This window comes from Vibrio sp. Isolate23 (assembly GCF_022398095.1).
Lineage (GTDB): Bacteria > Pseudomonadota > Gammaproteobacteria > Enterobacterales > Vibrionaceae > Vibrio > Vibrio coralliilyticus_A.
This window is the reverse complement of record NZ_JAKEUV010000005.1, coordinates 90,766-117,530: the sequence shown is the minus strand read 5'-3', so window position 1 is coordinate 117,530 and position 26,765 is coordinate 90,766. Positions and strand designations below refer to the sequence as shown.

Below are 26,765 nucleotides of genomic sequence, written 5' to 3'. Positions count from 1 at the left end.
TGCATAAATAAACACAAAATCTTCTTTATTATTTTACAAAATAAGATGAATTCATTTTCATCGACTTCACAACGTATAGCTTATGATAGAAAAGGTCAAGTTTTTGGTTATTTATCACGCCAATGTTCTATTTACCACTTAATAATCTGAAAACTTCTTTCTTATCATATAGATATATTTTTCATTGTTACACTATTTTAACAATTGAATCTGGCTTAAATAAAAAAGACCAGCACATTGTGCTGGCCAGAATGGAAAGTTTGGAAGGATTGATTAGCTATTTATTTAATACCCAGAATCATTCATTATTGGTTAGTTCTGGGGATTATTTGGTTTACGCAGACAGCATCAGTGAATCCGCTTTTGCTTCTAGGTTTGTGCCACCCATTAGGTAATCATCGATAGCACGGGCACATTCGCGACCTTCGTTGATACAACGAACCACCAAAGATTGGCCTGTTCGCATATCTCCAGCAGCAAATACACCTTCTTGGTTGGTAGCAAAATCTTGAGTTGCTACGTTACCACGATCATCTAGCGCGATATCCAGTTGAGCAAGTACGCCTGTTGGTTCTGGGTGTAGGAAGCCCATCGCTAGAAATGCCATATCACACGGGATAACACGCTCGCTGCCTTCTACTTCTTTAAAGCTTGGACGCTCGCCAGGCTTCGCATCTTGCCAAACGATATCAGCTAGACGAAGGCCAGTGACTTCACCTTTGTCATTGCCAATGAACTCTTTGGTTAGGATGTTCCAGTGACGATCAACGCCTTCTTCATGAGACGTCGAAGTACGCAAGATCATTGGGTACTGTGGCCATGGCATATTAGCAGGGCGTTTCTCAGGTGGAATCGGCATGATTTCAACCTGAGTGATGCTTGCTGCGCCGTGACGGTTTGATGTACCCACACAGTCTGAACCAGTATCACCACCACCGATAACCACAACATGTTTACCCGCAACGTGAATTTCTTCCGTTTTCAGGTCCATATTATTGGCGCGACGGTTGTTTTGACCTAGGAATTCCATCGCGAAGTGAACGCCTTTTAGTTCACGACCCGGAACGGGCAAATCACGTGGAACGGTTGAGCCACCAGTTAGCAGAACCACATCGAACTCTTGACGCAGTTGCTGAGCATTCACATCAACACCCACGTGTTGGTTTACTTTAAACTCAACGCCAGCTTCTGCCATCAGATTGATCTTACGATCAATCACGTCCATACCCAGTTTGAAATCTGGAATACCAAAACGTAGCAGACCGCCTACTTTCTCGTCTCGCTCGAAGACTGTCACAGTATGACCTGCGCTGTTTAGCTGCTCAGCCGCCGCAAGGCCAGCAGGACCCGAACCGATGATCGCAACGGTTTTACCTGTGCGAGAACGTGGTGTTTTTGGTTTGGCGTACCCTTCACGATACGCCGTTTCTACGATGGTTTTCTCGATATTACAGATGGTGATTGGATCTTGGTTGATACCAAGTACACAAGCACTTTCACACGGAGCAGGGCAAACACGACCAGTAAACTCTGGGAAGTTATTGGTTGAGCTCAGAATGTTCCATGCTTCTTCCCAGCTATCACGATAAACCGCGTCGTTAAACTCTGGGATGATGTTACCGATAGGGCAGCCGTTATGACAAAACGGCACACCACAATCCATACAGCGAGAAGCCTGAGTATTGATCTTGTCACCAAACTCCTCGTTCAGAACGAACTCTTTGTTGTTCTTGATGCGTTCAGCTGGGTCGATCTTCTGTGGTAGTTCACGACCATGCTCTAAAAATCCAGTAGGCTTACCCATTATACGGCCTCCACTTGAGTTTCGTTTCCTTGAGACTGTGCTTCAGCTTTGCGTTTTTGAAGAACCGCTTTGTAGTCACGCGGCATTACCTTAACCATAGAGGCTAGGCTAGCTTCAAAATTGTCTAGGAAAGACTGAGCGACTTCACTTCCAGTGAAATGAACATGCTTAGTTAGCATGTCGAGTAATAGATCTCTGTCTTCTTGCTCGATTGGATCTAGGTCAACTAGCTCTGGGTTCAGTTTTGACTCAAAGTCGCCTGATTTATCCCATACGTATGCCACGCCGCCACTCATACCAGCAGCAAAGTTACGACCTGTTGAACCAAGGATGATGGCTGCACCGCCTGTCATGTATTCACAACCGTGGTCACCGACGCCTTCTACTACTACTTTTGCGCCTGAGTTACGAACACAGAAACGTTCGCCAGCCATACCGCGAATGAAAGACTCACCCGAAGTTGCACCGTAGAAACACACGTTACCAACCACGATGTTGTCTTCCGCGACAATGCTTGATTTCGCATCTGGGTAAAGTACTAACGTACCGCCAGATAAGCCTTTACCCCAGTAGTCGTTCGCGTCGCCTTCCACTTCGAACTTCACGCCCTTAGCTAGGAATGCACCGAATGACTGACCCGCAGAACCTTTGAACTTCACGTTCATTGGCTGAGGTAGACCTGCATCCTTGTACACTTTCGAGATTTCGTTCGACAACATGGTACCTGCAGAGCGGTCCGTGTTGACGATAGGGAACTCAGCATTCACCGCTTCGCCTTTCTCGAGTGCAGGAATCGCCGCTTGAATCAGCTTGCGGTCTAGTACTTCTTCTAGGTTGTGGTTCTGCTCTGCTTGGTTGAATACACCATCAGCTTCACGTGGTTGCTCAACGTGGAGAACAGGAGACAGATCTAGGTTCTTGTATTTCCAGTGAGAAACGTCTTGGCGAATCTTCAGTTTCTGACCTTGACCGACCATCTCATCGATAGTGCGGAAGCCAAGTTCAGCCATGATTTCACGTAGACCTTGTGCCATGTATTGGAAGAAGGTGACGACGTCTTCTACGCGACCATCAAAGCGTTCGCGAAGCGTCTTGTTCTGAGTCGCGATACCGACAGGACAGGTATTCTTATGACACTTACGCATCATGATACAACCTTCAACCACCAAGGCTGCGGTTGCCACGCCCCATTCTTCTGCACCAAGTAGTGTTGCCACTGCAAGGTCGCGAGGTGTCTTCATCTGACCATCCGCCTGAACCACGATACGGTTACGTAGACCGTTCTTCAGTAGCGTTTGGTGCGTTTCTGCCAAACCAAGTTCCCAAGGAAGACCGGTATGACGGATTGAAGACATTGGTGATGCACCAGTACCGCCGTCAAAACCTGCGATTAGTACAACGTCCGCTTTCGCTTTCGCTACACCAGAAGCGATCGTACCTACGCCTGCTTCCGATACCAGCTTCACGTTTACACGGCCCGCGCGGTTCGCGTTCTTCAAGTCGTAGATAAGCTGAGCCAAATCTTCGATTGAATAGATATCGTGGTGTGGTGGTGGCGAGATAAGGCCGACGCCCGGAGTCGAGTGACGCGTTGCACCGATCCAGTCATCTACTTTATCGCCTGGTAGCTGACCACCTTCACCTGGCTTCGCACCTTGAGCCATTTTGATTTGCAGCTCTTCAGCGTTAGTTAGGTAGTAAGAGGTTACGCCGAAACGACCTGAAGCCACCTGTTTGATTGCAGAGCGTTCCCAATCTCCGTTCTCTTTGCGATCGAAACGCATTGGGTCTTCACCACCTTCACCAGAGTTCGATTTCGCGCCAAGACGGTTCATCGCAACAGCTAGTGTGGAGTGTGCTTCGTAAGAAATAGAACCGAATGACATTGCACCCGTCGCGAAGCGTTTCACGATGCTTTCAATTGGCTCGACTTCGTCGATAGAAATAGAACCTGCTGGATTCTTAATAAACTCAAGTTGGCTACGCAGAGTTACCGCGTTGTCACCTTGTTTATCTACTGCTGTCGCGTACTGCTTGAACTGATCGTAGTTCTTGTTGCGTGTAGACTCTTGCAGTAGAGAAATGGTTTCTGGGTTGAATAGGTGCTTCTCACCACGCTGTTTCCATTGGTAAACACCACCAACATCCAGCATTTGAATTGGAATTTCGCGTTGTGGGTAACCGATGCGGTGACGGATCAGCACTTCTTTGGCGATATCATCAAGGGTTAGACCTTGGATACGAGAAACTGTACCTGTGAAGTATTTGTCGACCACTGATTTGTGGATGCCCAAGGCTTCGAAGATTTGCGCGCCGTGGTATGACTGTAGCGTAGAGATACCCATCTTCGAGAAGATCTTCAGAAGACCGCCATTGATCGCTTTACGATAGTTGTTGAACAGATCGCGAGGGTTCGCTTCTGGATCCAACTTCTTAGTACGTTGAAGCTCAATGATGGTTTCAATCACTAGGTATGGGTTAACTGCATTCGCACCGTAACCAAGTAGCGTTGCAAAGTGGTGCGTTTCACGTGCGTCACCGGTTTCAACCACGATGTCACACTTCGCACGCAGACCTTTACGGATCAAATGGTGGTGTACTGCACCAACCGCCAGCATTGCTGGGATCGCCGCGTGGTTTGAGTTCACTGCACGGTCAGTTAGTAGGATGATTGAGTAACCATCGATAACCGCGTCTTCTGCGTATTGGCAGATACGTTTTAGTGCTCGCTCAAGCTTGCCTTGATCTTCATTGGCTTGGAACACGATATCCAGCGTCTTCGCTTGTAGGTGCTCGTTATCGATCGCACGCAGTTTTTCAAGCTCTGAGTTCGCCAGAACAGGTGATTCTAATTCTACTTTCTGACAGTGAAGTGGTGTTTCAGTCAGAAGGTTTTGGTCTTTACCCAAGTAAGTGTTCAGCGACATAACCATACGCTCACGGATCGGGTCGATCGGTGGGTTAGTTACCTGTGCAAACAGCTGCTTGAAGTAGTTTGAAAGATGCTGAGATTGATGAGATAGAACCGCAAGAGGCCAGTCGGCACCCATTGCTGATAATGGCTCTTTCGCATCATTCGCCATTGGAACGATGATTTCGTTCACTTCTTCAGTGCTCACACCGAAAGCTTGTTGGCGGTGTAGCAAACGTTCTGGAGAAGGTTGGCTGAACTGGTTGCTCGCGTCTGGCAGCTTCTTCAAGCTCAGTAGGTTTTCTTCTACCCACTTCTCGTAAGGCTGCGCCGTTGCGATGGTGTCTTTCACTTCTTCATCAGAGATGATGCGACCTTGCTCCAGGTCTGCAACAAAGATACGACCTGGTTGTAGACGACCACGGAACTCAACGTTCTCTGGTTCAATATCCACAACACCAGACTCTGATGCCATCACTAGGAAGTTATCCTTGGTCACTGTGTAGCGAGAAGGGCGCAGACCGTTACGGTCTAGTGTCGCACCAACTTGAACACCATCAGTAAAACATACTGAAGCAGGACCATCCCATGGTTCCATGATGTTCGCGTGGTACTGATAGAACGCGCGACGCTTAGGATCCATGTTTTTGTTTTCTTGCCATGCTTCCGGGATCATCATCATCAATGCGTGTGGCAGGCTGCGACCAGAAAGAACTAGGAGCTCAAGTGCCATATCGAAGTTAGATGAATCCGAGCTGCCTTCCTGACAGATTGGAAGAAGCATGTCGATTTCAGCCTGAGTAAACAGGTCTGATTCTAGAATTGCTTCACGGGCTTTCATCCAGTTCAAGTTACCGCGAACTGTATTGATTTCACCGTTGTGGGCAATGTAACGGAAAGGCTGTGCAAGACGCCATTTCGGGAAGGTATTGGTAGAGAAACGAGAGTGTACCAGTGCCAGTGCAGTCACCATGGTCGGGTTTTGCAGATCAAGGAAGTACTGAGGTACTTGCTCGGTCGTTAACTGACCTTTGTACACTAATGTCTTGTAAGACATGGAGTTAATGTAGAAGTCGTCACCAATGTTCGAAATGCTTTCTAGGCAAACACGTACAGTGTAGTTACGAAGTACGTACAGTTTGCGTTCTAGCTCTTCAGGTGTGATGCCAGGGCCACCAGAGATAAACACATGCTCAAACTGAGGTTCTGTGCTTAGTGGGTCTGCACCGATCATTGAGTTATCGGTTGGCAGAACACGGTAGCCGATAACTTCAAGATCTAGACGTTGTGCGTTACGTTCTAGAATGTCACGGCATTGCTCGCGTTTGTATTCGTCTTTCGGGAAAAGAACGACACCAACACCATACTTTTCAAACGAAGGCAATTTAATGCCTAACTTAACGGCTTCTTCTAATAGGAATTCATGAGGTTTTTGTAGCAAGATACCCGCACCGTCACCGCTGCATGGGTCACAACCTTGACCACCACGGTGTTCCATGCGAGCCAGCATATCCAATGCTTGAGTCACTACTTCATGAGATTTACGGTTTTTAAGGTGAGCAACAAAACCGATACCACAAGCGTCATGCTCCAGCTCAGGAGTATACAGACCTTGCGAATTTTGCTCTCTATCTACCATAGATACATCCTTCCAGTTCAATAGGCGCAAATGAGCTAGTCGAAACCAGTTTTGCGTCCAGTCCTTTATTTTTTATGATTCGAAGTCTTCCGAAGTTGGCGACTTTGATTCCATTCCGTATCTCGCAGGAAAAATATTGCGAGAAAAACAATCCTTGGTGTAATCCATGTTTTTTGTATCACTATTTAGTGATTTATATAGGTGGGAGTTGGAAAACACCGACGTTTTAGTAAATGATTGTGTAATTAAATACACAAATAAAACTAAAATCTGAAATTATCCTACAATTTTGTCCAGCTTAATTGCAATCAAAATTCGAGGAAGTCGAGTAGTTTTTCAGGTCCTGTTATTGTATTTATGTTTAACTTTTGCTTAACAATTGCTTTTTGTGCTTAATTTTATGCATTTTTATTGATTTCAGATAAAGCTTAGCTGTTTTAAATCTTTAAATTCTGACCTGTTAATTTTTCATTGTTGTAATTTAATTACATAAATCGAAATGATAGTTATTCCTATTTGGTGTGTAAGAGAAATATGCAGCTACATGAGATGGTCAATACGATTGGGCAAGATCTACAGCGACGATATGGAGAGAAGGTCCATAAACTGACACTGCATGGCGGTTTCAGTTGCCCAAATAGAGATGGCACGATAGGCAGAGGTGGATGTACATTCTGCAATGTTGCTTCATTTGCTGATGAAAAAAGCCAGATTAAGAGTATTGGTGAGCAACTGAATGATCGTGCCAATGAAGTTCGCAGAGCGAAGAAGTACTTAGCGTATTTTCAAGCTTACACCAGCACCTATGCAGAAGTGCAAGTGCTGAAAAATATGTATGAGCAGGCCTTGAAAACAGCTGACATCGTTGGGCTTTGTGTCGGGACAAGGCCTGATTGTGTGCCAGATGCCGTGTTAGAGCTTTTGTCTGGTTATGCTCAACAAGGTTATGAAATTTGGTTGGAGCTGGGCCTGCAAACTGCTAATAATGAGACTCTGAAACGTATTAATCGTGGTCATGACTTCGAGTGTTACGCTGAAATTACTCACCGTGTGCGGGCTATGGGCATTAAAGTGTGCACTCACCTGATCGTTGGCCTACCAAAGGAGACTCATGAGGACAATCTGAGCACGCTGAGTAAAGTGCTAGAGGTAGGGACCGATGGTATTAAGCTTCATAGTCTGCATATTGTTGAAGGGAGTACTATGGCTAAAGCTTGGAAAGCGGGCAGATTGGATGCGCCATCATTAGAACAATACGTTGAAACCGCAAGTGCGATGATTCGGATGACACCTCCAGAGATTGTCTTTCATCGAGTGTCGTCTGCGGCCCGTCGACCTACTTTGCTTGCACCTTTGTGGTGTGAGAATCGTTGGCTAGCGATGACAGAGCTTGAACAGACACTTCAACGTGATGGTGCACAAGGTTCGTTAATTAATCAGCCGTTTGTATATATAAAACCATTAATAAATACAGAAAAATCAGCAATAAGCTGATATCTTTTGTAACCTTAGTATTAGGTTGCAGATGGACATAGAGTATTAGAATGGAGCAGGTACTTTACTGGCTATGGGATGTTTCCCGTGGACATGGTTTTAGCCTTGTCGTCATCCTGCTCTTCGTTATTTTATCCTCAGTGCTCTATTCGCGATTGCAAAAGCATATCGAGTTGCTGTTTCAGGATACCCCCACAGCCTTGATTCTCGTCGAGGCTCAGTCAGGAAAGTTGCTTCTATCCAATAAGAGTGCCATGCAGTTGCTTGCTATTCGACGCATGGGGAAATCGTTTCTTCTACCTGATACTGTTTCACGAGAATTCTTACTATCGACCATTAACCAGTTTGCAGGAAATGGATTTAAGAGCTTTCTCATTGAATGGAGTGTTTCGAGAAATACGCGTATTAAAGTAGAGATGACTGGGCGTAAGACTGTCTATCGAGGACGTGCATCTTGGTTACTCTATTTATCACCGCACCAAGCTTCTCACGAGGAAATGGCACGTGAGATTCAATCTCTTTCCATCGCCAAAAGTGCGTTAAATAACCTTTCAGAACTGGTGTTTATCAAGAATAACCAAGGAGAGTTGATTTTTACTAATCGAGCATTTGAACGTTTTTGGGATGGACGTGAACAGGAAGGCAGCGCTGATATTAAAGGTGTCGTTAAAGGGCGAGCGAATAAACGGCGCTGGACTGCAGACTGCGATGGGCGAAGTTGCCTCCTCGAAACCTATCAGAATATCTTGCTTTCCTCTACGGGAGAAAAAATGGGCAGCATAGGTATCAGCCATGACGTAACGGACTGGCATAATATGCAGCAAAGCCTTCGTGATGAGATGGATAAACGTCGCGATACTGAAGTGGCTTTGGCGCAACGCGATACCATTTTACAGAATATTCTTGAGTCCAGCCCAGATGCTATCGGTATCTTTAACGAGAACATGGTTTACCAAGCCTGTAACCTACCTTTTGTGCGCGCCCTCGGTATTTCTGAGGTGGATGAGCTCATTGGTAAGCGGCTTCAAGATATCATCCCAGGTGATGTCTATAGCCGTTTGTCTGAAACGGATAAGAAGGTTTTATATGAAGGGAAATCATTACGTTACATCGATAAAGCGATCAATAGTAATGGGGAGTTTACTTGGTATGATGTCGTGAAATCGCCGTTTCGTGATCCCGCTTCTGGCACTAATGGTGTATTGATCATGGCGAGAGATGTCTCGGATCGTTATCTTGCGGCACAAAAACTGGAAGAGGCCAATCAAGAGCTAGAGAGGTTGAGTTTTCTTGACAGCTTGACGCAAATTTCCAATCGACGTCGATTTGATGAGCAACTCGCTATTTTATGGCCTTTACATATTCGAGAGCGTCAGCCGCTGAGCGTTCTCCTGTGTGATATCGATTATTTCAAAGGCTTCAATGATTATTACGGTCACCAAGCTGGTGATGACGCTCTGATTCGAGTGGCTGAGGTGTTTAAATCAGTGCTATCTCGAAATAGTGATTGTGTGGCTCGATATGGCGGGGAAGAGTTTGGATTCATTTTGCCTAACACAACCGTTGACGGAGCGTGGCAGATTGCTGAAAAAATCCACCAAGAGGTGAAACGGCTGGGGCTAGAACATGAAGCCTCTGAAGTCTCTTCGAGTCTGACCGTAAGTATTGGGGTTGCCACGCTTGTCCCTAATCCTATGGATAACAGAGAAAGCTTGATTGCGTTGGCAGACAGTGCCCTGTATCAGGCGAAAGCAAACGGGCGTAATCAAACTTGTGTCCATCACACATCAGAAAATTAACTTCTCCAGATTTTAGGTTCTCTTAGCCGTGGGTAGTGAAAACAGGTAGTATTTACCTAGTCTTATCGTACGGAGCGCCCAATGAAACCTATAAAGAATCTCGCTCAGTATTATGTCGATCTTCTGGTCAAGCTTGGCATTTTGCGTTTCTCTATTTTACTCGCTTTAGCGCTGGTTGCCTTGGCTGTTGTGGTTCAGGTTGGCATCACCTTAGTGTTGAGCGGACATGTGGATGACATTGATATTGTTCGCTCGGTGTTTTTTGGTCTGCTAATCACGCCTTGGGCTGTGTATTTCTTATCTGTGGTCGTCGACCAACTTGAGGAATCACGCCAGCGTTTATCAAAGCTCGTATCTAAGCTCAAAGATATGCGTTCTCGAGATCAAGAACTGAACCATAAGTTACAGCAGAATATTGCTAAGCTGAATCAGGAAATTGAAGAGCGGATAAAAGCTGAGGAAGCCCGTGAAGAAGCGATGAAAGATCTCGAAAACGAAGTCTACCAACGTGAGCGTACGCAACTGGAATTGGCGGAAAGAACCGCACTTCTACGTTCATTTATTGATGCGTCTCCGGATCTTATTTATTACCGCAATGCTGAAGGGGTATTTTCCGGTTGTAACCGTGCCATGGAAGAGCTAACGGGTAAAAAAGAAAATCAGCTGGTGGGGCTCACCCCTTGGGATGTCTACAGCAAAGAAGTGGCTCAACAGATTGTTGATACGGACGAAAAGGTGTTTGCGGATAACCAAGCCTTGACTTACGAGCAGTGGCTGGAATACCCAGACGGCCGTAAAAATTACTTTGAGCTACGCAAAGTTCCTTTTTATAGCAAGGATGGCCGCCATCTTGGGTTAGTCGGTTTCGGGCGTGACATTACTGAGCGAAAACGTCACGAGGAATCATTGAAGAAAGCCAGCCGAGATAAGACGACTTTCATTTCAACCATCAGTCATGAGCTACGTACCCCACTAAACGGCATCGTTGGTTTGAGCCGTATGTTGCTTGATACGCCATTAACGGATGAGCAACGAAACCATATGCAGACCATCAATGTCAGTGCGATTACCCTAGGTAATATTTTCAACGACATTATTGATATGGATAAGTTTGACCGTCGCAAGTTAGAGCTGTTCCCATCTCCACTGAACTTTGAGGAATTTGTGGCTGAAATGGAGAGTATTTCTGCCCTCATGGCCTCCCAAAAAGGTTTACGTTTTGATCTAGAGCGTTTAAGCGAACTTCCAACAGCAATAGAAGTCGATGCAACCCGTTTGCGACAGGTACTGTGGAACCTGATCAGTAATGCTATGAAGTTCACCAAAGAGGGGGGCGTTGTGATGACCGTCGATGCTGAAATCGATGGTGAGCTTGCCAATATCACCATGGAAATTGAAGATAGTGGTATTGGTATTCCGGAATCTGATCTTGAGAAGATCTTTGCGATGTACTACCAGGTTAAATCCGGTAAGGATAACCTTCACGCAGTTGGCACAGGCATTGGTTTAGCGGTATCTAAACAACTTATCAAGATGATGGATGGAGATATTACCGTCAGTAGTGAGGAAGGGTTTGGCAGTACTTTTACGGTGACCATACGTGTTCCTCTTTCTGCACACGAGCAGCCACTTGAAAGTGAGCCAACGGAGCGTAAAGAGCTCAATATCTTTATGGTCGAAGACATTGAACTCAATATTACTGTAGCGCGTTCGCTTCTAGAGAGTATGGGGCATGAGGTTAGTGTGGCAATGACCGGACAGGATGCGATTGAGATGTTTGATCCGGAAATTTATGATCTGGCGTTCTTGGATATCCAACTTCCAGATATGACAGGTTTTGATGTTGCTGATTTTTATCGTAAAACCTATAAAGATTTGCCGCCATTGGTCGCCCTTACTGCTAATGTACTGAAGAACAAAAATGAATACTTGGAAAAGGGCATGGACGATGCGATCAGCAAGCCTCTATCCGTGACGGCTGTTCAGGAAGTTATCGCGAAATTTACCTCCGATGAAGAGTATCAACAGCCACTGACGATTGAAGAGCCAGTTGTGGCGGAAAGTAACGACTTATACAGCCGGGTGTTGGATTTGGAGATGCTGGAATCTTATGTCGGTATAGTGGGCTCTCAACCGGTCCTGGATAGTATCGAGATGTTTGAAAATATGATGCCAGAGTATGTCGAAGTTCTTAATTCTAATATGACGGCGAAACATCAAGACGGTATTGTTTCTGAAGCTCATAAGATTAAAGGCGCGGCTGGTTCTATTGGTCTTAAACATATTCAGAAAGTCGCACAAAAAGCTCAGTCTCCTGATTTGCCAGCATGGTGGGAAAACATAGATGATTGGGTTGAAGAAATAAAAAATGAATATCAGAATGATATTCAAACTCTCAAAGAGTGGTTGGCTCAAAGGTGATAACAATGAAAAAATATGCAGTAGTGGTGTTGGGAGCTGTGCTGCTAGCTGGCTGTGCATCGACTCCAGTGGGTTGGGAGCAGGATGAACAGGTTGCTATTGAAGGAGCTACGGTTCGACTAAAAAGTAATTTATGGCTAAACAAAATGCCTACCTTAGGAGAAGTTCAGGACCAAACGCTCCATGGCGCGCTCTATCTAGAATCGGATAAAATACTACCTGCCACTTTGGAAGTGGACAGTATTTCTATTAAGCAAGGTGAAGAAAGTTGGATTATCGATGGTGATTTACTGGATTTACGTACTCACAATCAAAGCCGTTGGGAAGTGGCATTTGTGTGGCAATTCGCGGTAGAGACAGAAAAACCAGTCGATGTCGCCTTAATGCTTAAGAATGGTGACAAGGTCGAGTGGCTCGTAGAAAAAGATGTTGTAATAGATACGGTGTACTAGTTTTTGAGATAGACAAGAACTAAAAAAGGTTGATGCGAAAGCATCAACCTTTTTACTTTTCCGTGTTAGCTGTTAGCTGTTAGCTGTTAGCTGTTAGCTGTTAGCTGTTAGCTGTTAGCTGTTAGCTGTTAGCTGTTAGCTGGAGCTTCTTTCAGACCAGCATTGATATCTAGGATATCTTGCTCGCTTAACGTACCGACTGCTTGACGAAGCTGCAACACACTTAGGATGTAATCGTAACGTGCGTTAGAAAGGTTCTTGTTTGCATCGTACAAGTTACGAGTTGAATCAAGAACATCGACAATGGTACGTGTACCGACATCAAAGCCCGCTTCAGTGGCTTCTAACGCTGAACGAGCTGAAACTACGGTCTGTTCATAAGCGCGTAGCGCACCAATCGAAGCACTGATGTTGTTATTAAAGGCACGAACGTCTTTCACCACACTGCGGTAAGTCGCTTCTAAATCTTGGCTTGCCGCTACGTAATCAAATTCTGCTTGCTTAGTCAGAGAGGTTGTTGAGCCACCGCTATAAATTGGTACAGACAGATTTAGCCCGACATTGAAATTGTCCGAGTCATAATCATCTGAACTGGATGTGCTGTTCTTTTGCTCGGCTAATGTATAGCCGCCATCTAAAGTCAATGAAGGGAGGTGGCCTGAGCTCTGCAGAGAAATATTATCTTTAGCGATGTCTTGGGCGATGCGTGAAGAAAGTAAGTTTAGGTTCTTCTCTTGGGCCTCTTTAACTAGAGAGTCTACTGGCGATTGAGTCTTGGTCGCAGAGAAACGGTCAATGTCTAATACATTGAGATCATCATGCTCTATGCCCGTGATTTCGCGTAAACCTTCGTAGCTGTTGATCAAACTGTTTTCGGCCAGCACTTCATCTGCTAAAACAGTGTCGTACTGTGCTTGTGCATCATGGACGTCTGTAATCGCAGAAAGTCCTACTTCAAAACGCTGTTTGGTTTGTTCTAGTTGACGGCCCACAGCCGCTTTCTCTGCTTGGACAAAAGCCAGGTTATCTTGTGCTCTTAATACTTCAAAATAGGCGGTAGCAACGCGAAGAATGAGATCTTGCTGGGCAGCCGCATAGGTTGCATCGGCCTGGCGTGCCGTCTTCTCCGCTGTATCTAGAGTGAGCCAGCTAGAACGTTTATACAATTCTTGAGTAAAACCTAGTTTAGCTGTCCAAGTATCCTTGTCATTGTCTGCGTCATTGTACTCACCGCGATCAAAGTCGTAGCTTGCTGTCAGATCAACTTGAGGGAGTAAAGTGGCACGGCTAGAAGTCACCGCTTCAAATGCAGAGTCGCGGGTAGCAGCTGCGCTAAGTAATGTTGGGTCGTTTTCTTTTGCTTGATTGTAAATTTCCGTCAGTGTGTCAGCAAAAACGTTGGTGCTTAAGCTGCCAAGTGCTGCACTGATAAATAGTGGAAGCAGTTTTTTCATAGGTCCTATTCCTGCCAAAATATGAAAAAGGTGACTGAGCGAGAGTTTAACTCATACTGATGCTAATTCACGCAAAACTTTGCAAATTTTTACACTTAACTATCCACCTGTGCAATATACTTGATTCTCAGATTTAACTCAGAATATAAAAATTGTATAAAAAGTTGAGCCATGTCCTTGGAAGTTAAGCTTCTGTCTGAGTAAACTATAAGATTCACTCACTGAGGTGCCAAATGCAACTATCTGATAGTCAACAAAGTGAATTTACTCCACAAGATGTAGAAATCATCTCAAAAGAGACACTATTTAAGGGCTTCTTTAGGATGATTAAGTATCGCTTTCGACATAAGTTGTTTGAAGGTGGCTGGAGTGAGGTTATTGAGCGTGAAATGTTCGAGCGAGGGCACGCTGCGGCATTACTGCCTTATGATCCAGTAACGGATCAGGTTGTATTGATTGAACAGATTCGTGTCGGTGCGCTGGAACATGATCACCCTTGGCAATTTGAAATTGTGGCGGGGGTGATTGATACCAATGAATCTTCAGAGCAGGTTGTGCGTCGCGAAGCGGTTGAGGAAGCGGGGATCTCCGTTGACGATGTAACCAAGGTGACGTCTTATTACCCTTCTTCTGGTGGTTGCTCCGAGAAACTGGATGTTTACGTTGGGAAAGTGGATGCATCCACCGCTCAAGGCGTTCATGGTTTAGACTATGAAGGTGAGGATATTCGAGTTCATGTGGTCAGTCGTGAGACCGCCTATCAATGGGTCACAAACGGAAAATTTGAAAATGGCGCTTCGATTATTGCACTGCAATGGTTGCAGCTGAATTACCAAACGCTAAGAGAACAATGGCACAAGTAGCAGTAAAAAAGCCGTATCACGTTGATTTATCAGAATTGATGCGGACTTATGAAACCAATTACGCCAAATTAAATGCTTTGCTTCCAAGTAGAGCAAAGGTTGGTAATGTGCGCTGCTATCAGGCTGCTAACATGACATATCAAATTCAAGTGGTCGAAGTCACAAAGTACACAACTTTGGTCGATATTTGTCAAAGTGATGATATCCCGGTGTTTCCATTGCCAAAAATGTCTGTCAGGCTCTATCACGATGCTCGCGTAGCAGAGGTGTGTGAGTGTGAGCATTTAAAACGAGTGAATGCTCGATACGAATACCCCAATGACAAAATGGTTCAGCAAGATGAAAAAGTGCAACTGAACCGTTTTTTGGGTGATTGGTTATCTTTTTGTTTAAGGCATGGTATTAGCCGGACGCCGCTCAATATTTAGGTTTTAGTTTTGAAAGTAACGTCGAGCTCATCAGATGGTCGCATCAGGCTGCTTCAAATTACAGATACTCATCTGTTTGAAGCAGCAGATGGAAGCCTATTGAGTGTGAATACAGGTGACAGTTTTAAGGCTGTCGTTGAAGCTATTGTCGAAGAAAATCCTGCCTATGACGCTGTTTTGGCGACAGGGGATATTTCACAGGATCATAGCGAAGCGTCATATCATCGTTTTGAGCAAGGTATTGTACCGCTCAAGAAAACCTGTTTTTGGCTTCCTGGCAATCATGATTTTAAACCGAGCATGACCTCGGTGATTCCTTCTCCACAGATTCAGCAAATTGAGCATGTACTGCTTGGTGAAACATGGCAGATGATTATGCTTGACTCTCAAGTCGTGGGAGTGCCTCATGGTCGTTTGAGCGATAAGCAATTTGCACTGCTGGAAGAAAAATTAGTTCAGTATCCAGAACGTCACGCTTTGATCCTATTGCATCACCATCCCATGCTTGTGGGCAGTGCTTGGTTAGACCAACATTCTTTGAAAGATTCAGAGGATTTTTGGCAATTGGTCGATCAGCATAATAATGTCAAAGCAGTCCTGTGTGGCCATGTGCACCAAGACATGAATGTGATGAGAAATGAAGTGCGGGTTATGGCCACGCCTTCAACCTGTGTACAATTTAAACCCAACTCAGATGACTTTGCTTTGGATAACCAGTCTCCGGGGTGGCGTGAATTATTGCTCCACGATGATGGAAATGTGACTACCGAAGTGAAACGTCTACCCGCAGGTAGGTTCCAACCTGACTTTAACTCAACGGGTTATTAACCTTGAACTCACCTGATTAAGGACCATTATGCAACCTTCATTACTGCTTTATATTCATGGTTTTAACAGTTCTCCTTTGTCTCATAAAGCTAATGTTATGAAGGAGTATTGCCAGCAATATCGTCCTGATATTAAGGTTGTTGTTCCTCAATTACCTTGTTTTCCCAAGCAAGCTGCAGAATGTTTACTGGACATTATTGAAACGCATCTTAACGATTATCAAATTGGCTTGGTGGGCAGTTCGCTGGGTGGGTATATGTCCATGTGGCTCAATGCTCAATTTGGTTTTAGAGCAGTAGTAGTTAATCCAGCGGTGAAACCTTATGAGTTACTTTCTGACTATTTAGGCGAGCAGGAAAACCCCTACACACAGCAACGCTATGTTTTAAAAGACACCCATATTGATGAATTAAAAGTGTTGGATACGCCGGTCATCAAACAACCGGAAGATTTCTGGCTTTTACAACAAACAGAAGACGAGGTGTTGGATTATCGTCAGGCGGTTGAAAAGTTTAGCGGAGCTAAACAAACCGTTGAACAGGGAGGAGATCATAGTTTTGTCGACTTTGAACGCTACCCTAAGCATATCATTGAGTTTCTCCAGCTATAGGCTCATTGAGGGAAAAGTCATAATTTTAGTGGTTACTTAGTTATCTCACTTGACATCATTCCCTCTCTTCCAGACTATGTTTCCCTTGTACTGAGCTGGATGTGAAACGACGAGAGTTTGGTCGTTTTTGCTACTTTTTAGACTAATTAATAAAAAGAACAAAAGCTTACCTGCTCAGTAACCCATTTATTTTCTATAACGATATTCCGTATTATGACTGAACAATATAATGCTGGGGCCATTGAGGTTCTTAATGGTTTGGAGCCAGTACGTCGCCGACCAGGGATGTATACGGATACAGCGCGCCCTAACCACTTGGGACAAGAAGTCATCGACAACAGTGTCGATGAAGCGCTAGCCGGACACGCTTCAAAAGTTCAAGTAATTCTGCATGCCGATCAATCACTCGAAGTGATCGATGATGGCCGAGGCATGCCTGTTGATATTCACCCGGAAGAGAAAGTCTCCGGCGTTGAACTTATTCTGTGTAAACTCCACGCGGGTGGTAAGTTTTCCAATAAAAACTATCAATTCTCTGGTGGTCTTCACGGTGTAGGTATTTCGGTTGTAAATGCCTTATCAAAACGTGTGGAAATAACGGTACGTCGTGAAGGACAAGTGTATGAAATTGCATTTGAGCACGGCGATAAAGTGTCTGACTTAACGGTCACTGGCACTTGTGGACGTCGTAACAAAGGTACCAGTGTTCACTTCTGGCCTGATGCTAAATATTTTGATTCTGCCAATTTCTCCGTCACTCGTTTGGTGAATAACTTACGAGCTAAAGCGGTACTTTGCCCAGGATTAGAAATCACTTTTTCTGATAAAGTGAACGGTAACGAACACAAATGGCTATACGAAGATGGGCTGAAAGACTATCTAGCAGAAGGTGTGAAAGGTTATACCGTCTTGCCTGAAGAGCCGTTTACTGGAGAGTTCTCTGCGGAGACCGAGGCGGCTAATTGGGCGGTGATTTGGCAGCCGGAAGGTGGTGATATGATCACCGAAAGTTACGTAAACCTGATCCCGACAGCTCAAGGCGGCACCCACGTAAATGGATTGCGCCAAGGCTTGCTTGATGCGATGCGAGAGTTTTGTGAGTTCCGTAATCTGCTTCCTCGTGGTGTTAAGCTCACGGGGGACGATGTCTTTGACCGCTGTTCCTACGTATTGTCGGTTAAGATGCAAGACCCTCAATTTGCCGGTCAAACCAAAGAACGTCTGTCTTCGCGTCAAACCGCTGCCTTTGTTTCTGGCGTGGTAAAGGATGCGTTTAGCTTATGGCTGAATGAGAAGCCGCAACTGGCTGAACAGCTGGCAGAAGTTTGTATTGCCAATGCACATCGCCGAATGCGTGCAAGTAAAAAAGTGGTACGTAAAAAAGTAGCTTCAGGGCCAGCCTTGCCGGGTAAATTAACGGACTGTTCAGTACAAGATCTCAACCGTACCGAAATCTTCTTTGTCGAGGGTGACTCGGCTGGTGGTTCTGCAAAGCAGGCTCGCGATCGAGAGTTTCAGGCTGTCATGCCGCTTCGCGGTAAAATTCTTAATACTTGGGAAGTGTCTGCTGACCAAGTATTAGCCTCTCAAGAAGTCCATGATATTTCGGTTGCGCTGGGTATTGACCCAGACAGTGATAACCTTGAAAGCTTACGTTACGGCAAGATCTGTATCTTGGCCGATGCCGACTCCGATGGACTACATATTGCAACATTGCTCTGTGCATTATTTACCCGCCACTTCAGAGCTCTGGTAGAAGCGGGTCATATCTATGTGGCTATGCCGCCTCTGTATCGAATCGATTGCGGAAAAGAAGTTTTTTATGCGCTTGATGACGATGAGAAAGAGGGCGTTCTAGAGCGCTTATCGAAGAAGAAAGCCAAGATCAACGTTCAGCGATTCAAAGGCTTGGGTGAAATGAATCCACTTCAGCTACGTGAAACGACTATGGATCCGAATACTCGCCGCTTGGTTCAGCTCACGATTGATGACTCTCAGGCAACCATGGAAATGATGGATATGCTACTTGGTAAGAAACGTGCTGATGATCGCCGTTCTTGGCTACAAAACAACGGGGATTTGGCAGAGGTTTAACGAATGTCTACGGAAATTACATACGATGGCGTTGAACAGTTGCCAATGCGCAAGTTCACTGAAGACGCTTATCTCAATTACTCGATGTACGTCATCATGGACCGCGCCTTGCCATACATTGGTGATGGCTTAAAGCCGGTTCAGCGACGAATCATTTATGCGATGTCAGAGCTGGGGCTCTCGGCAGCAGCAAAATACAAAAAATCCGCGCGCACGGTTGGCGATGTGTTGGGTAAATACCACCCACATGGCGACTCCGCGTGTTACGAAGCTATGGTGTTAATGGCTCAGCCGTTTTCTTATCGTTACCCATTGGTTGACGGTCAAGGTAACTGGGGGGCGCCGGATGATCCTAAATCATTCGCTGCGATGCGTTATACCGAAGCGAAATTGTCCAAGTTTGCAGAAGTTCTGCTTGGTGAACTTGGACAAGGAACCGTTGAATGGCAGCCGAACTTTGACGGTACGATGAAAGAGCCGCAAATGCTGCCAGCGCGACTGCCACATATTCTACTCAATGGCGTTACGGGTATCGCAGTAGGGATGGCGACCGATATTCCGCCACATAATGTGCGTGAAATTGCTGATGCCACTATCCATCTGATCGATCATCCTAAGTCCGAACTGTCAGATGTGATGAACTTTGTTCAGGGGCCGGATTACCCAACGGAAGCTGAGATTATCTCGCCAAAAGCTGAGCTGGAAAAAATCTACCGCACTGGTCGCGGCAGTATCAAAATGCGCGCAGTATGGCATAAAGAAGGCAGTGATATTGTTATCACGGCTCTGCCACATCAGGTATCAGGTGCCAAGTTACTTGAGCAAATTGCTAGCCAGATGCGAGCCAAGAAACTGCCAATGGTCGATGACCTACGTGACGAATCGGATCACGAAAACCCGACGCGTATTGTTGTGGTTCCTCGCTCAAATCGTATCGATTGTGATCAGTTGATGAACCACCTGTTTGCGTCGACGGATCTTGAAAAAAACTTCCGCGTTAATCTCAACATGATTGGCTTGGATAATCGTCCTCAGGTGAAAGGCCTGGTTCAGATCTTATCAGAGTGGATTGAGTTCCGCCGTGCGACCGTTCGCCGCCGTTTGCAGCATCGCTTGGACAAGGTCCTTGCACGTTTGCACATTTTAGAAGGTTTGTTGGTTGCTTACCTTAATTTGGATGAAGTGATAGAGATCATCCGTACGGAAGATGATCCCAAAGCAGTGCTGATGGCACGCTTCGGTATTACGGATATTCAGGCGGATGCGATTCTTGATACCAAACTTCGTCACCTTGCCAAGCTGGAAGAGATGAAGATCCGTGGTGAGCAGGAAGAGCTAGAAAAAGAACGCGAAAAGCTTGAGCAGCTTCTAGGCTCTGAGCGTCGTCTGAATACGCTATTAAAGAAAGAAATCAAAGCGGATGCGGAAAAATACGGTGATGATCGCCGCTCTCCTCTTGTTGAGCGTGCGGAAGCCAAAGCCTTGACTGAGCGCGATCTTGTACCGAGCGAACCTATTACCGTTGTGCTTTCAGACAAAGGGTGGATCCGCCACGCGAAAGGTCATGATGTTGATGCTGAAGGACTGAATTACAAGTCGGGTGATAAGTACTTAGCCCATGCTCGCGGTAAGAGTAATCAGCAAGCCGTCTTCTTAGGCAGTGATGGTCGAAGCTACTCGTTAGAGTCACACTCATTGCCTTCAGCGAGAAGCCAAGGTGAGCCTATCACGGGACGTCTGAACATTAATGCAGGGACTAACATTCGCCATGTGGTGATGGGGGAAGAAGACCAGTTATGGTTGGTCGGTTCTGATGCCGGTTATGGCTTTGTGTGTAAAGGAAGTGATTTACTGTCGAAAAACCGCAGTGGTAAAGCACTAGTCACGTTGCCTCAAAATGCTGAGGTCTTGAGCCCGGATGCGATCCGTAGCCTGGACCAAGATGAGATTTTGGCTATTACCAATCAAGGGCGAATGTTGTTATTCCCTATCAAGGATTTACCTCAGTTAGGCAAAGGTAAGGGTAACAAGATCATTAATATTCCAGCGGCCAAAGCCAAAGAGCGGGAAGAAGTGGTTTCTCATCTGATGTCGTTACCTCAAGGGGCATCGGTGACGCTTTATGCCGGTAAACGTAAACTTGGCTTGAAGCCAAGCGACCTGGATAATTTCCGTGGTGAGCGTGGTCGTCGAGGTAGTTTGCTACCGAGAGGTTTACAGCGGGTAACCCGTATTGAAGTTGAAACTTCTACCACAGAAGAAGACAGCGAATAAAGTAAAATCCCATGCTATCGAGCATGGGATTTTTCTATCTAGGTTTTTAAATTTCTCGGGTATCTTCTGCAATCGTCACGCTAAGTGTTTGCTCTTTGCCCTTACGTAGGATGAGCACATCGACGGTTGTCCCCGGCCTCAACTCGGTGACAATATCCATTACGCTTTGGCGACCATTGATTTTTTGTCCATCAATTTTGAGAATAATATCCTGAGCCTGAAATCCTGCGTGGGCGCCAGGTCCGTTAGGATCGACGCCTAACACGATAATACCCCCTAAATGTTCATTACCTAGTAAGCGGGAAGTGACGGAGTTGATGTCCTGACCATCAATACCGATATAACCTCGGATCACGCGACCATCGGCTATGATTTTTTGCATGATTTTATTGGCAAGAGCATAAGGGATAGCAAAAGAAATGCCGTAAGTTTCCAGTTCTGTTGCTTGCTGAAAGGAGGCAGTGTTGATACCAACCAGTTCACCTCGTGTGTTAACCAGTGCCCCACCAGAGTTGCCTTCATTGATGGCAGCATCAGTCTGAATAAAGGCTTGTCGTCCGCCGGCGCTGATGGAAGAGCGACCAGTTGCGGAGATAATGCCGAAAGTGGTTGTTTGGCCGAGGTTGTATGGGTTACCGATGGCGAGTACGACATCACCGACGGTTGGGGAATAGTTTGGATTGAGTGGTATGACAGGAAGATTACTACCTTCTACACGTAAAACTGCAATATCGGTTCGCTTATCAGTACCGACCAATTGAGCGGCAGCGACGCGCCCATCTTGCAGTGCTACTACCACCTGATCGGCTTGAGCAACAACATGATAGTTAGTGATGATATAGCCTTTGTCGCTAACAATAACCCCAGAGCCCAGTCCCTGAGTCAACAGCTTCGAACGATCATCCTCTTTGTACTTTCGGCTGTAAATGTTCACAACAGCAGGCGCAGCCTTATGTACTGCACTGTTAAATGAGATTTCTTGCGCCGAAGTAATACTGATTTCATCGCTCAGTGTCTGAGGGAGGATAGTAGAGCGTAGAGAAGGGATCGCCAATAGTAATAATGCTGCTGTTGCCAGCCCTAAACCTATTGAACGCAATAAGAATTGCAGCATATCTTCTTAACCACTCTAAATATCAGACAAGTGGCGAAAGGATAGCATTAGATGAGAAAATAATAAAAGGACGGCAGGAGATCCTACCGTCCTTTGACATTGAGCGTCCGTTTTTAACGTACGACTAAATAAATAGTCCGTTCGCCACGTTGAATGTTCAGAGCCAATACACTTGGTTGCTTCTCAAGGACTTTTCTAAACTCAGCAAGGTTTTTGACTCGTTTACGGTTTACACCAATAATGATGTCACCTTTCGAGAGCTGATATGCCTCAGCTTTTGAGCCTTTCTCTACGCCGGCGACTTTAATACCTTGTACAGGATCGCTTGAGGTTGTATTGGTGAGTTCTGCACCAGAAAGGCCGTCATGGAGTTTGTCGGCTGAGGCTTTGACATTTTGCTGCTCACCTAATGTCACATCAAAGTTTTCCTTCTTACCATCGCGGACCACTCCAAGCGAGATTTGTTTGCCTGCACCAAGTGTTGCAACTTTTGCGCGCAGTTCACTGAATGAATGAATGCTTTTGCCGTTGACGGATACAATGACATCACCCGCTTTGAGCCCTGCTTTATCTGCTGCACTGTCAGGCACCACTTGGCTAACAAAAGCCCCTTTACTGGACTCATAGCCGAGTGCATCAGCAAGCTCTGAAGTAATTTCTCCACCTTGAACACCTAACATTCCGCGTTTAACTTCACCAAACTCAAGGATTTGTGCTGTTAGGTTGTTCATCATATTTGATGGAATGGCAAACCCAATACCAACATTACCGCCATTTGGCCCCAAAATAGCAGTATTGATACCAATCAATTCACCATTTAGGTTCACCAAAGCACCACCAGAGTTACCACTATTGATAGCGGCATCGGTTTGAATGAAGTTCTCGAAATTTTCAATGTTCAGGCCGCTGCGTCCTAGAGCGGAAACAATACCGGAGGTGACCGTTTGTCCAAGACCGAATGGATTACCGATCGCAACAGCAAAGTCACCGACCCGCAAGGCATCCGAATCTGCAATCTGAATTTCCGTGAGATTCTTGGCTTTTTCTAACTGCAGAAGCGCTACATCTGACATTTGGTCGCCGCCCACTAATTCAGCATCATACTCTCTGCCATCGTGTAGCTTAACGCGAATTTTTTCAGCACCATTGATGACGTGATAGTTAGTCACGATGTAGCCTTTATCGGCGTTGATGATGACACCCGATCCAAGACCTCTAAATGGACGTTCCTGTAATTGCTCGGTTGGAAACTCTGGGCCGAAAAAGAAACGGAATTGTTCAGGGATGCGCTGCTTCGAGACTTGGGTACCTTCCACAGAGATGCTGACGACAGCAGGGGTAACCTTTTCCAACATTGGAGCCAAACTTGGTAATTGCTCTCCATCTACTGAAAGCGGCAGGGCTGCAGTGGCTGGTATGGGGGTGATGATTGAACTTAAGCTTAAAGATAGGACGGTTAAAGCAAGCAAAGGTTTTTTCATCTGATAACTCCTCGTTAAGTTAAGGCCTGAGATTTAATATTTGGTTAAAAAATAAGAAATCAATCGACGCTTATTGGAGTTTAAGACTAAAAAACCTTTGTAAAGTTCAGCAAGTGAACAAATAGAGCTAAGAGGCTTTTGCTGTAACCACTTGTTCTGAGTTAAGAACTTCCTTTTTCTCTTCGGTCAGCATGCCTGTTGCGCCGGAGGCGTAATCTTTAGGTGCTTCATTGAGAATTAATGGTTGTTCAACTTCAGCTTGCATTTCTACTTTCGTTTGCTCTGCTACTTTTTTGTTGAATGGGTTATCCTGAATTGGAATATTTGGTAGCAGTTCAGAAGATGTTTTGGTCATGTGCTGATAAAGCTTAGTGTATTCTTTGCCTAAAGAATCCAGCATTTCTGCAGTTTGGGCAAAATGATCGGCAAGATCTTGCTTTTGCTGCTCCAGCTCAAATTTAGCATTATCTAAATCTTTTTGAATGGTCTTCTGTTTGTTATATCCCGGAGTGGTGATACGCGAGATGATGATTCCTAAAACAGCGCCTACAAGCAAACCTACAAGGGCATAAATCCAAGGCATATTCGCTCCTTATCATTGTTATTTAACATGTTTTTTACCGGTTGGTTACACATGTTCACCGGACATGTTACTATGAGAATTCGAGACGATAAAGAAAAATGCATGTGCTCTGCATAGCAGTTTCAATCCTTCTATAGCACGTGAGTGAAGCGATGACCCCATTAGAGATCTATACAAAAGATGTAAAAGAGCATGGCTTTCAACAAGATGAAGCCCAATTTCAAGCCGTGAAAGCTCTGGATAATCTCTACCATGAATTTGTTCAATATATAAATACCCCTGTTGAGCCTGTCACCGGGTGGAAAAGCTGGTTTGGCAAAAAAACACCTCAACCTATTGCTCCTAAAGGATTGTATTTTTGGGGGGGAGTAGGGCGTGGAAAAACCTACTTAATGGATACTTTTTTTGAAGCCCTTCCCTGCGACAAAAAAATGCGTGTCCACTTCCACCGATTTATGTATCGAGTGCACGACGAGTTGAATGCGCTTGGAGATATCAATGATCCATTGGAGCTGGTGGCTGATATCTTTAAGTCAGAAGCGGAAATCATATGTTTTGATGAGTTTTTCGTATCAGATATTACCGATGCAATGATTTTAGGGACTTTGTTTCAGGCTTTATTCAAGCGTGGTGTGATTTTAGTCGCCACATCCAATATTCCACCACAAGACTTGTATCGCAATGGCTTACAAAGAGCTCGTTTTTTGCCTGCGATTGATTTGATTCAGTCAAACTGTTTAGTGCTTAATGTTGATAGTGGAATTGATTACAGATTGAGAACGCTTGAACAAGCGGAAATTTATCATTTTCCTTTGGATGCTCAGGCCAATACCAATCTCTGTCATTACTTTGAACAATTGGTTGGTGAGCATAAGCAAGGTGCGAAAAGCATTGAAATCAATCATCGTCAGATAGAGGTATTGAATTCGTACGAAGGGGTGCTGCATGCTACCTTTGAGCAGTTGTGCCAGTCCGCCCGGAGTCAAAATGATTATATAGAGCTGTCACGTATCTACCACACCGTACTATTAGCCGACGTCCAGCAAATGGGAAAGTCTATTGATGATGCGGCTCGTCGTTTTATTGCTTTAGTGGATGAATTCTATGAGCGTCATGTCAAATTAATTATCTCAGCGGCAGTTCCGTTAGAAGAGCTATATACCCAAGGACAATTGGAATTTGAATTTAAACGCTGTCAGTCTCGACTTATTGAAATGCAAAGCCATGATTATCTGGCGAAAGAGCATTTAGCATAAGGGGTTTGATGTTTCTATAAGGGAAGAAAAAAATTGATTTTTTTGCCTAAAAAGAGGTGATTTTTTCAACTGACTTCTCTATAATCCTGCGACCCACCGTTACTGCAGACCAGATCCTTACAGATCTAGGGTCGAGAGTGCCAACCACTCGAAGGGGTGATGAATGGGCTCTTAGTCAGTGGGAGCAATGCTCCTTAAGTGTAAATTTTAATAAACGGGTTATTATTAGCATGAAAACTTTCGTTGCTAAACCAGAAACTGTAAAACGCGACTGGTACGTTGTAGACGCTGAAGGTAAAACTCTTGGTCGTCTAGCAAGTGAAATTGCATCTCGCCTACGTGGCAAACATAAAGCTGAATACACTCCACACGTTGACACTGGTGATTACATCATCGTTGTAAACGCGGAGAAAGTTACTGTAACTGGTAACAAAGCTAAAGGTAAAATTTACTACCGTCACACTGAATTCCCTGGCGGCCTAAAATCAATCAGCTTCGAGAAGCTAATTGATCGTAAGCCAGAGATGGCGCTTGAGCTAGCGGTTAAAGGTATGCTACCACGTGGTCCTCTAGGCCGTGCTATGTACCGTAAGCTGAAAGTTTACGCGGGCGCTGAGCACAACCATGTTGCTCAACAACCACAAGTACTAGACATCTAATCGGGGATTTCGAAAATGGCAGAGAATCAATACTACGGCACTGGCCGTCGCAAAAGCTCAGCTGCACGTGTTTTCATTAAACCAGGCAGCGGCAACATCGTAATCAACAAGCGTAGTCTTGATGAGTACTTTGGTCGTCCAACTTCTCGTATGGTTGTTAAACAGCCTCTAGAGCTAGTTGAACTAACTGAAAAATTAGACCTATACGTTACTGTTAAAGGTGGCGGTATTTCAGGTCAAGCAGGTGCTATCCGTCACGGTATCACTCGCGCGCTAATGGAATACGATGAGTCTCTACGTCCTACTCTACGTGCAGCTGGTTACGTTACTCGTGACGCTCGTTGCGTTGAACGTAAGAAAGTTGGTCTACGTAAAGCACGTCGTCGTCCACAATTCTCTAAGCGTTAATCTTTTTTCGAAAAGATTGCCCTTCGGTGTTTTCACCGGATTGTGGTTCCAAAAGCCTGGCTTCATGCCAGGCTTTTTGTTTTTCTGCACAAAAAAATCCCTTCTCTCAGACCAGTTTCGAGAACTTTTATATTACTTATTCCCCTTTTGTGACCTCATAGGCGATTTACTTCACGATTGTTACAAAAAGGTA

The 26,765-nt window shown here is 45.1% G+C and carries 19 protein-coding genes; 13 read left to right on the top strand and 6 right to left on the bottom strand.

Features of this window, described 5'->3' with window-relative positions; genetic code table 11:
* Positions 1–334 precede the first annotated feature (334 nt).
* Together L1D31_RS14160 and gltB are read right to left on the bottom strand one after the other, a co-directional pair.
* Positions 335–1,804: a glutamate synthase subunit beta gene (locus tag L1D31_RS14160; RefSeq protein WP_239837743.1), complete on the bottom strand. Its 1,470-nt coding sequence runs from the start codon at positions 1,802–1,804 to the stop codon at positions 335–337.
* On the bottom strand, positions 1,804–6,354 hold the full coding sequence (gene gltB / locus L1D31_RS14155) for a glutamate synthase large subunit (RefSeq protein WP_239837742.1): 4,551 nt from the start codon (positions 6,352–6,354) through the stop codon (positions 1,804–1,806). Before gltB ends, L1D31_RS14160 begins: the two co-directional genes overlap by 1 nt.
* A gap of 534 nt (positions 6,355–6,888) precedes the next feature.
* Here gltB and L1D31_RS14150 point away from each other — a divergent pair.
* From L1D31_RS14150 to L1D31_RS14135, 4 genes are all read left to right on the top strand, one after another.
* On the top strand, positions 6,889–7,848 hold the full coding sequence (locus L1D31_RS14150) for a TIGR01212 family radical SAM protein (protein WP_239837741.1): 960 nt from the start codon (positions 6,889–6,891) through the stop codon (positions 7,846–7,848).
* 50 nt (positions 7,849–7,898) lie between these two features.
* Positions 7,899–9,647 (top strand): diguanylate cyclase, encoded by a 1,749-nt coding sequence (locus L1D31_RS14145; protein WP_239837740.1) that lies wholly within the window; start codon positions 7,899–7,901, stop codon positions 9,645–9,647.
* An 81-nt stretch (positions 9,648–9,728) separates the two neighbouring features.
* On the top strand, positions 9,729–12,068 hold the full coding sequence (arcB, locus tag L1D31_RS14140) for an aerobic respiration two-component sensor histidine kinase ArcB (protein ID WP_239837739.1): 2,340 nt from the start codon (positions 9,729–9,731) through the stop codon (positions 12,066–12,068).
* Positions 12,069–12,073: 5 nt separating this feature from the next.
* Positions 12,074–12,520: a hypothetical protein gene (locus tag L1D31_RS14135; RefSeq protein ID WP_239837738.1), complete on the top strand. Its 447-nt coding sequence runs from the start codon at positions 12,074–12,076 to the stop codon at positions 12,518–12,520.
* 128 nt (positions 12,521–12,648) lie between these two features.
* Here the strand turns inward: L1D31_RS14135 and tolC are convergent, their stop codons facing one another.
* Entirely contained in the window at positions 12,649–13,974 is a 1,326-nt protein-coding gene (gene tolC / locus L1D31_RS14130) for an outer membrane channel protein TolC (protein WP_239837737.1), read from the bottom strand.
* Positions 13,975–14,207: 233 nt separating this feature from the next.
* Between tolC and nudF the strand changes: the two genes are divergently transcribed.
* The 6 genes from nudF to parC all read left to right on the top strand — a co-directional run bounded on the left by nudF (position 14,208) and on the right by parC (position 21,071).
* Complete coding sequence (gene nudF / locus L1D31_RS14125; RefSeq protein ID WP_239837736.1) at positions 14,208–14,837, top strand: ADP-ribose diphosphatase; 630 nt, start codon at positions 14,208–14,210, stop codon at positions 14,835–14,837.
* On the top strand, positions 14,825–15,265 hold the full coding sequence (locus L1D31_RS14120; RefSeq protein ID WP_239837735.1) for a DUF1249 family protein: 441 nt from the start codon (positions 14,825–14,827) through the stop codon (positions 15,263–15,265). The genes nudF and L1D31_RS14120 overlap by 13 nt, the downstream gene beginning before the upstream one ends.
* A 9-nt stretch (positions 15,266–15,274) precedes the next feature.
* Positions 15,275–16,093, top strand: a complete 819-nt coding sequence (cpdA, locus tag L1D31_RS14115) for a 3',5'-cyclic-AMP phosphodiesterase (protein ID WP_239837734.1) — start codon at positions 15,275–15,277, stop codon at positions 16,091–16,093.
* A 28-nt stretch (positions 16,094–16,121) separates the two neighbouring features.
* Positions 16,122–16,703 carry an esterase YqiA gene (gene yqiA, locus L1D31_RS14110; RefSeq protein WP_239837733.1) on the top strand — a complete coding sequence of 194 codons (582 nt, stop codon included), beginning with the start codon at positions 16,122–16,124 and terminating at the stop codon, positions 16,701–16,703.
* Between the two features lie 213 nt (positions 16,704–16,916).
* Complete coding sequence (parE, locus tag L1D31_RS14105; protein ID WP_239837732.1) at positions 16,917–18,797, top strand: DNA topoisomerase IV subunit B; 1,881 nt, start codon at positions 16,917–16,919, stop codon at positions 18,795–18,797.
* Between the two features lie 3 nt (positions 18,798–18,800).
* Positions 18,801–21,071, top strand: a complete 2,271-nt coding sequence (gene parC, locus L1D31_RS14100; RefSeq protein WP_239837731.1) for a DNA topoisomerase IV subunit A — start codon at positions 18,801–18,803, stop codon at positions 21,069–21,071.
* Between the two features lie 46 nt (positions 21,072–21,117).
* On the opposite strand, the gene degS is transcribed toward parC, so the two are convergent.
* The 3 genes from degS to zapG all read right to left on the bottom strand — a co-directional run bounded on the left by degS (position 21,118) and on the right by zapG (position 24,249).
* Entirely contained in the window at positions 21,118–22,185 is a 1,068-nt protein-coding gene (gene degS, locus L1D31_RS14095; RefSeq protein WP_239837730.1) for an outer membrane-stress sensor serine endopeptidase DegS, read from the bottom strand.
* Between the two features lie 113 nt (positions 22,186–22,298).
* Positions 22,299–23,666: a DegQ family serine endoprotease gene (locus L1D31_RS14090; RefSeq protein ID WP_239837729.1), complete on the bottom strand. Its 1,368-nt coding sequence runs from the start codon at positions 23,664–23,666 to the stop codon at positions 22,299–22,301.
* Positions 23,667–23,793: 127 nt separating this feature from the next.
* Positions 23,794–24,249: a Z-ring associated protein ZapG gene (gene zapG / locus L1D31_RS14085; RefSeq protein WP_239837728.1), complete on the bottom strand. Its 456-nt coding sequence runs from the start codon at positions 24,247–24,249 to the stop codon at positions 23,794–23,796.
* Between the two features lie 152 nt (positions 24,250–24,401).
* On the opposite strand from zapG, the gene zapE reads away from it, so the two are divergent.
* The 3 genes from zapE (at position 24,402) to rpsI (ending at position 26,572) form a co-directional block, all read left to right on the top strand.
* Complete coding sequence (gene zapE, locus L1D31_RS14080; protein ID WP_239837727.1) at positions 24,402–25,505, top strand: cell division protein ZapE; 1,104 nt, start codon at positions 24,402–24,404, stop codon at positions 25,503–25,505.
* A 230-nt stretch (positions 25,506–25,735) separates the two neighbouring features.
* The gene (gene rplM / locus L1D31_RS14075) at positions 25,736–26,164 is read left to right on the top strand and encodes a 50S ribosomal protein L13 (RefSeq protein WP_006877363.1); all 429 of its coding nucleotides are present in this window, start codon (positions 25,736–25,738) and stop codon (positions 26,162–26,164) included.
* 15 nt (positions 26,165–26,179) lie between these two features.
* Positions 26,180–26,572 (top strand): 30S ribosomal protein S9, encoded by a 393-nt coding sequence (gene rpsI / locus L1D31_RS14070; RefSeq protein ID WP_005436094.1) that lies wholly within the window; start codon positions 26,180–26,182, stop codon positions 26,570–26,572.
* Positions 26,573–26,765 lie beyond the last annotated feature (193 nt).

What these genes read in the sequence shown, in the direction of transcription:
- L1D31_RS14160 (WP_239837743.1), bottom strand. Translation starts at nt 1,804, where the DNA reads ATGGGTAAGCCTACTGGATTTTTAGAGCATGGTCGTGAACTACCACAG.
- gltB (WP_239837742.1), bottom strand. Translation starts at nt 6,354, where the DNA reads ATGGTAGATAGAGAGCAAAATTCGCAAGGTCTGTATACTCCTGAGCTG.
- L1D31_RS14150 (WP_239837741.1), top strand. Translation starts at nt 6,889, where the DNA reads ATGCAGCTACATGAGATGGTCAATACGATTGGGCAAGATCTACAGCGA.
- L1D31_RS14145 (WP_239837740.1), top strand. Translation starts at nt 7,899, where the DNA reads ATGGAGCAGGTACTTTACTGGCTATGGGATGTTTCCCGTGGACATGGT.
- arcB (WP_239837739.1), top strand. Translation starts at nt 9,729, where the DNA reads ATGAAACCTATAAAGAATCTCGCTCAGTATTATGTCGATCTTCTGGTC.
- L1D31_RS14135 (WP_239837738.1), top strand. Translation starts at nt 12,074, where the DNA reads ATGAAAAAATATGCAGTAGTGGTGTTGGGAGCTGTGCTGCTAGCTGGC.
- tolC (WP_239837737.1), bottom strand. Translation starts at nt 13,974, where the DNA reads ATGAAAAAACTGCTTCCACTATTTATCAGTGCAGCACTTGGCAGCTTA.
- nudF (WP_239837736.1), top strand. Translation starts at nt 14,208, where the DNA reads ATGCAACTATCTGATAGTCAACAAAGTGAATTTACTCCACAAGATGTA.
- L1D31_RS14120 (WP_239837735.1), top strand. Translation starts at nt 14,825, where the DNA reads ATGGCACAAGTAGCAGTAAAAAAGCCGTATCACGTTGATTTATCAGAA.
- yqiA (WP_239837733.1), top strand. Translation starts at nt 16,122, where the DNA reads ATGCAACCTTCATTACTGCTTTATATTCATGGTTTTAACAGTTCTCCT.
- parE (WP_239837732.1), top strand. Translation starts at nt 16,917, where the DNA reads ATGACTGAACAATATAATGCTGGGGCCATTGAGGTTCTTAATGGTTTG.
- parC (WP_239837731.1), top strand. Translation starts at nt 18,801, where the DNA reads ATGTCTACGGAAATTACATACGATGGCGTTGAACAGTTGCCAATGCGC.
- degS (WP_239837730.1), bottom strand. Translation starts at nt 22,185, where the DNA reads ATGCTGCAATTCTTATTGCGTTCAATAGGTTTAGGGCTGGCAACAGCA.
- L1D31_RS14090 (WP_239837729.1), bottom strand. Translation starts at nt 23,666, where the DNA reads ATGAAAAAACCTTTGCTTGCTTTAACCGTCCTATCTTTAAGCTTAAGT.
- zapG (WP_239837728.1), bottom strand. Translation starts at nt 24,249, where the DNA reads ATGCCTTGGATTTATGCCCTTGTAGGTTTGCTTGTAGGCGCTGTTTTA.
- zapE (WP_239837727.1), top strand. Translation starts at nt 24,402, where the DNA reads ATGACCCCATTAGAGATCTATACAAAAGATGTAAAAGAGCATGGCTTT.
- rplM (WP_006877363.1), top strand. Translation starts at nt 25,736, where the DNA reads ATGAAAACTTTCGTTGCTAAACCAGAAACTGTAAAACGCGACTGGTAC.
- rpsI (WP_005436094.1), top strand. Translation starts at nt 26,180, where the DNA reads ATGGCAGAGAATCAATACTACGGCACTGGCCGTCGCAAAAGCTCAGCT.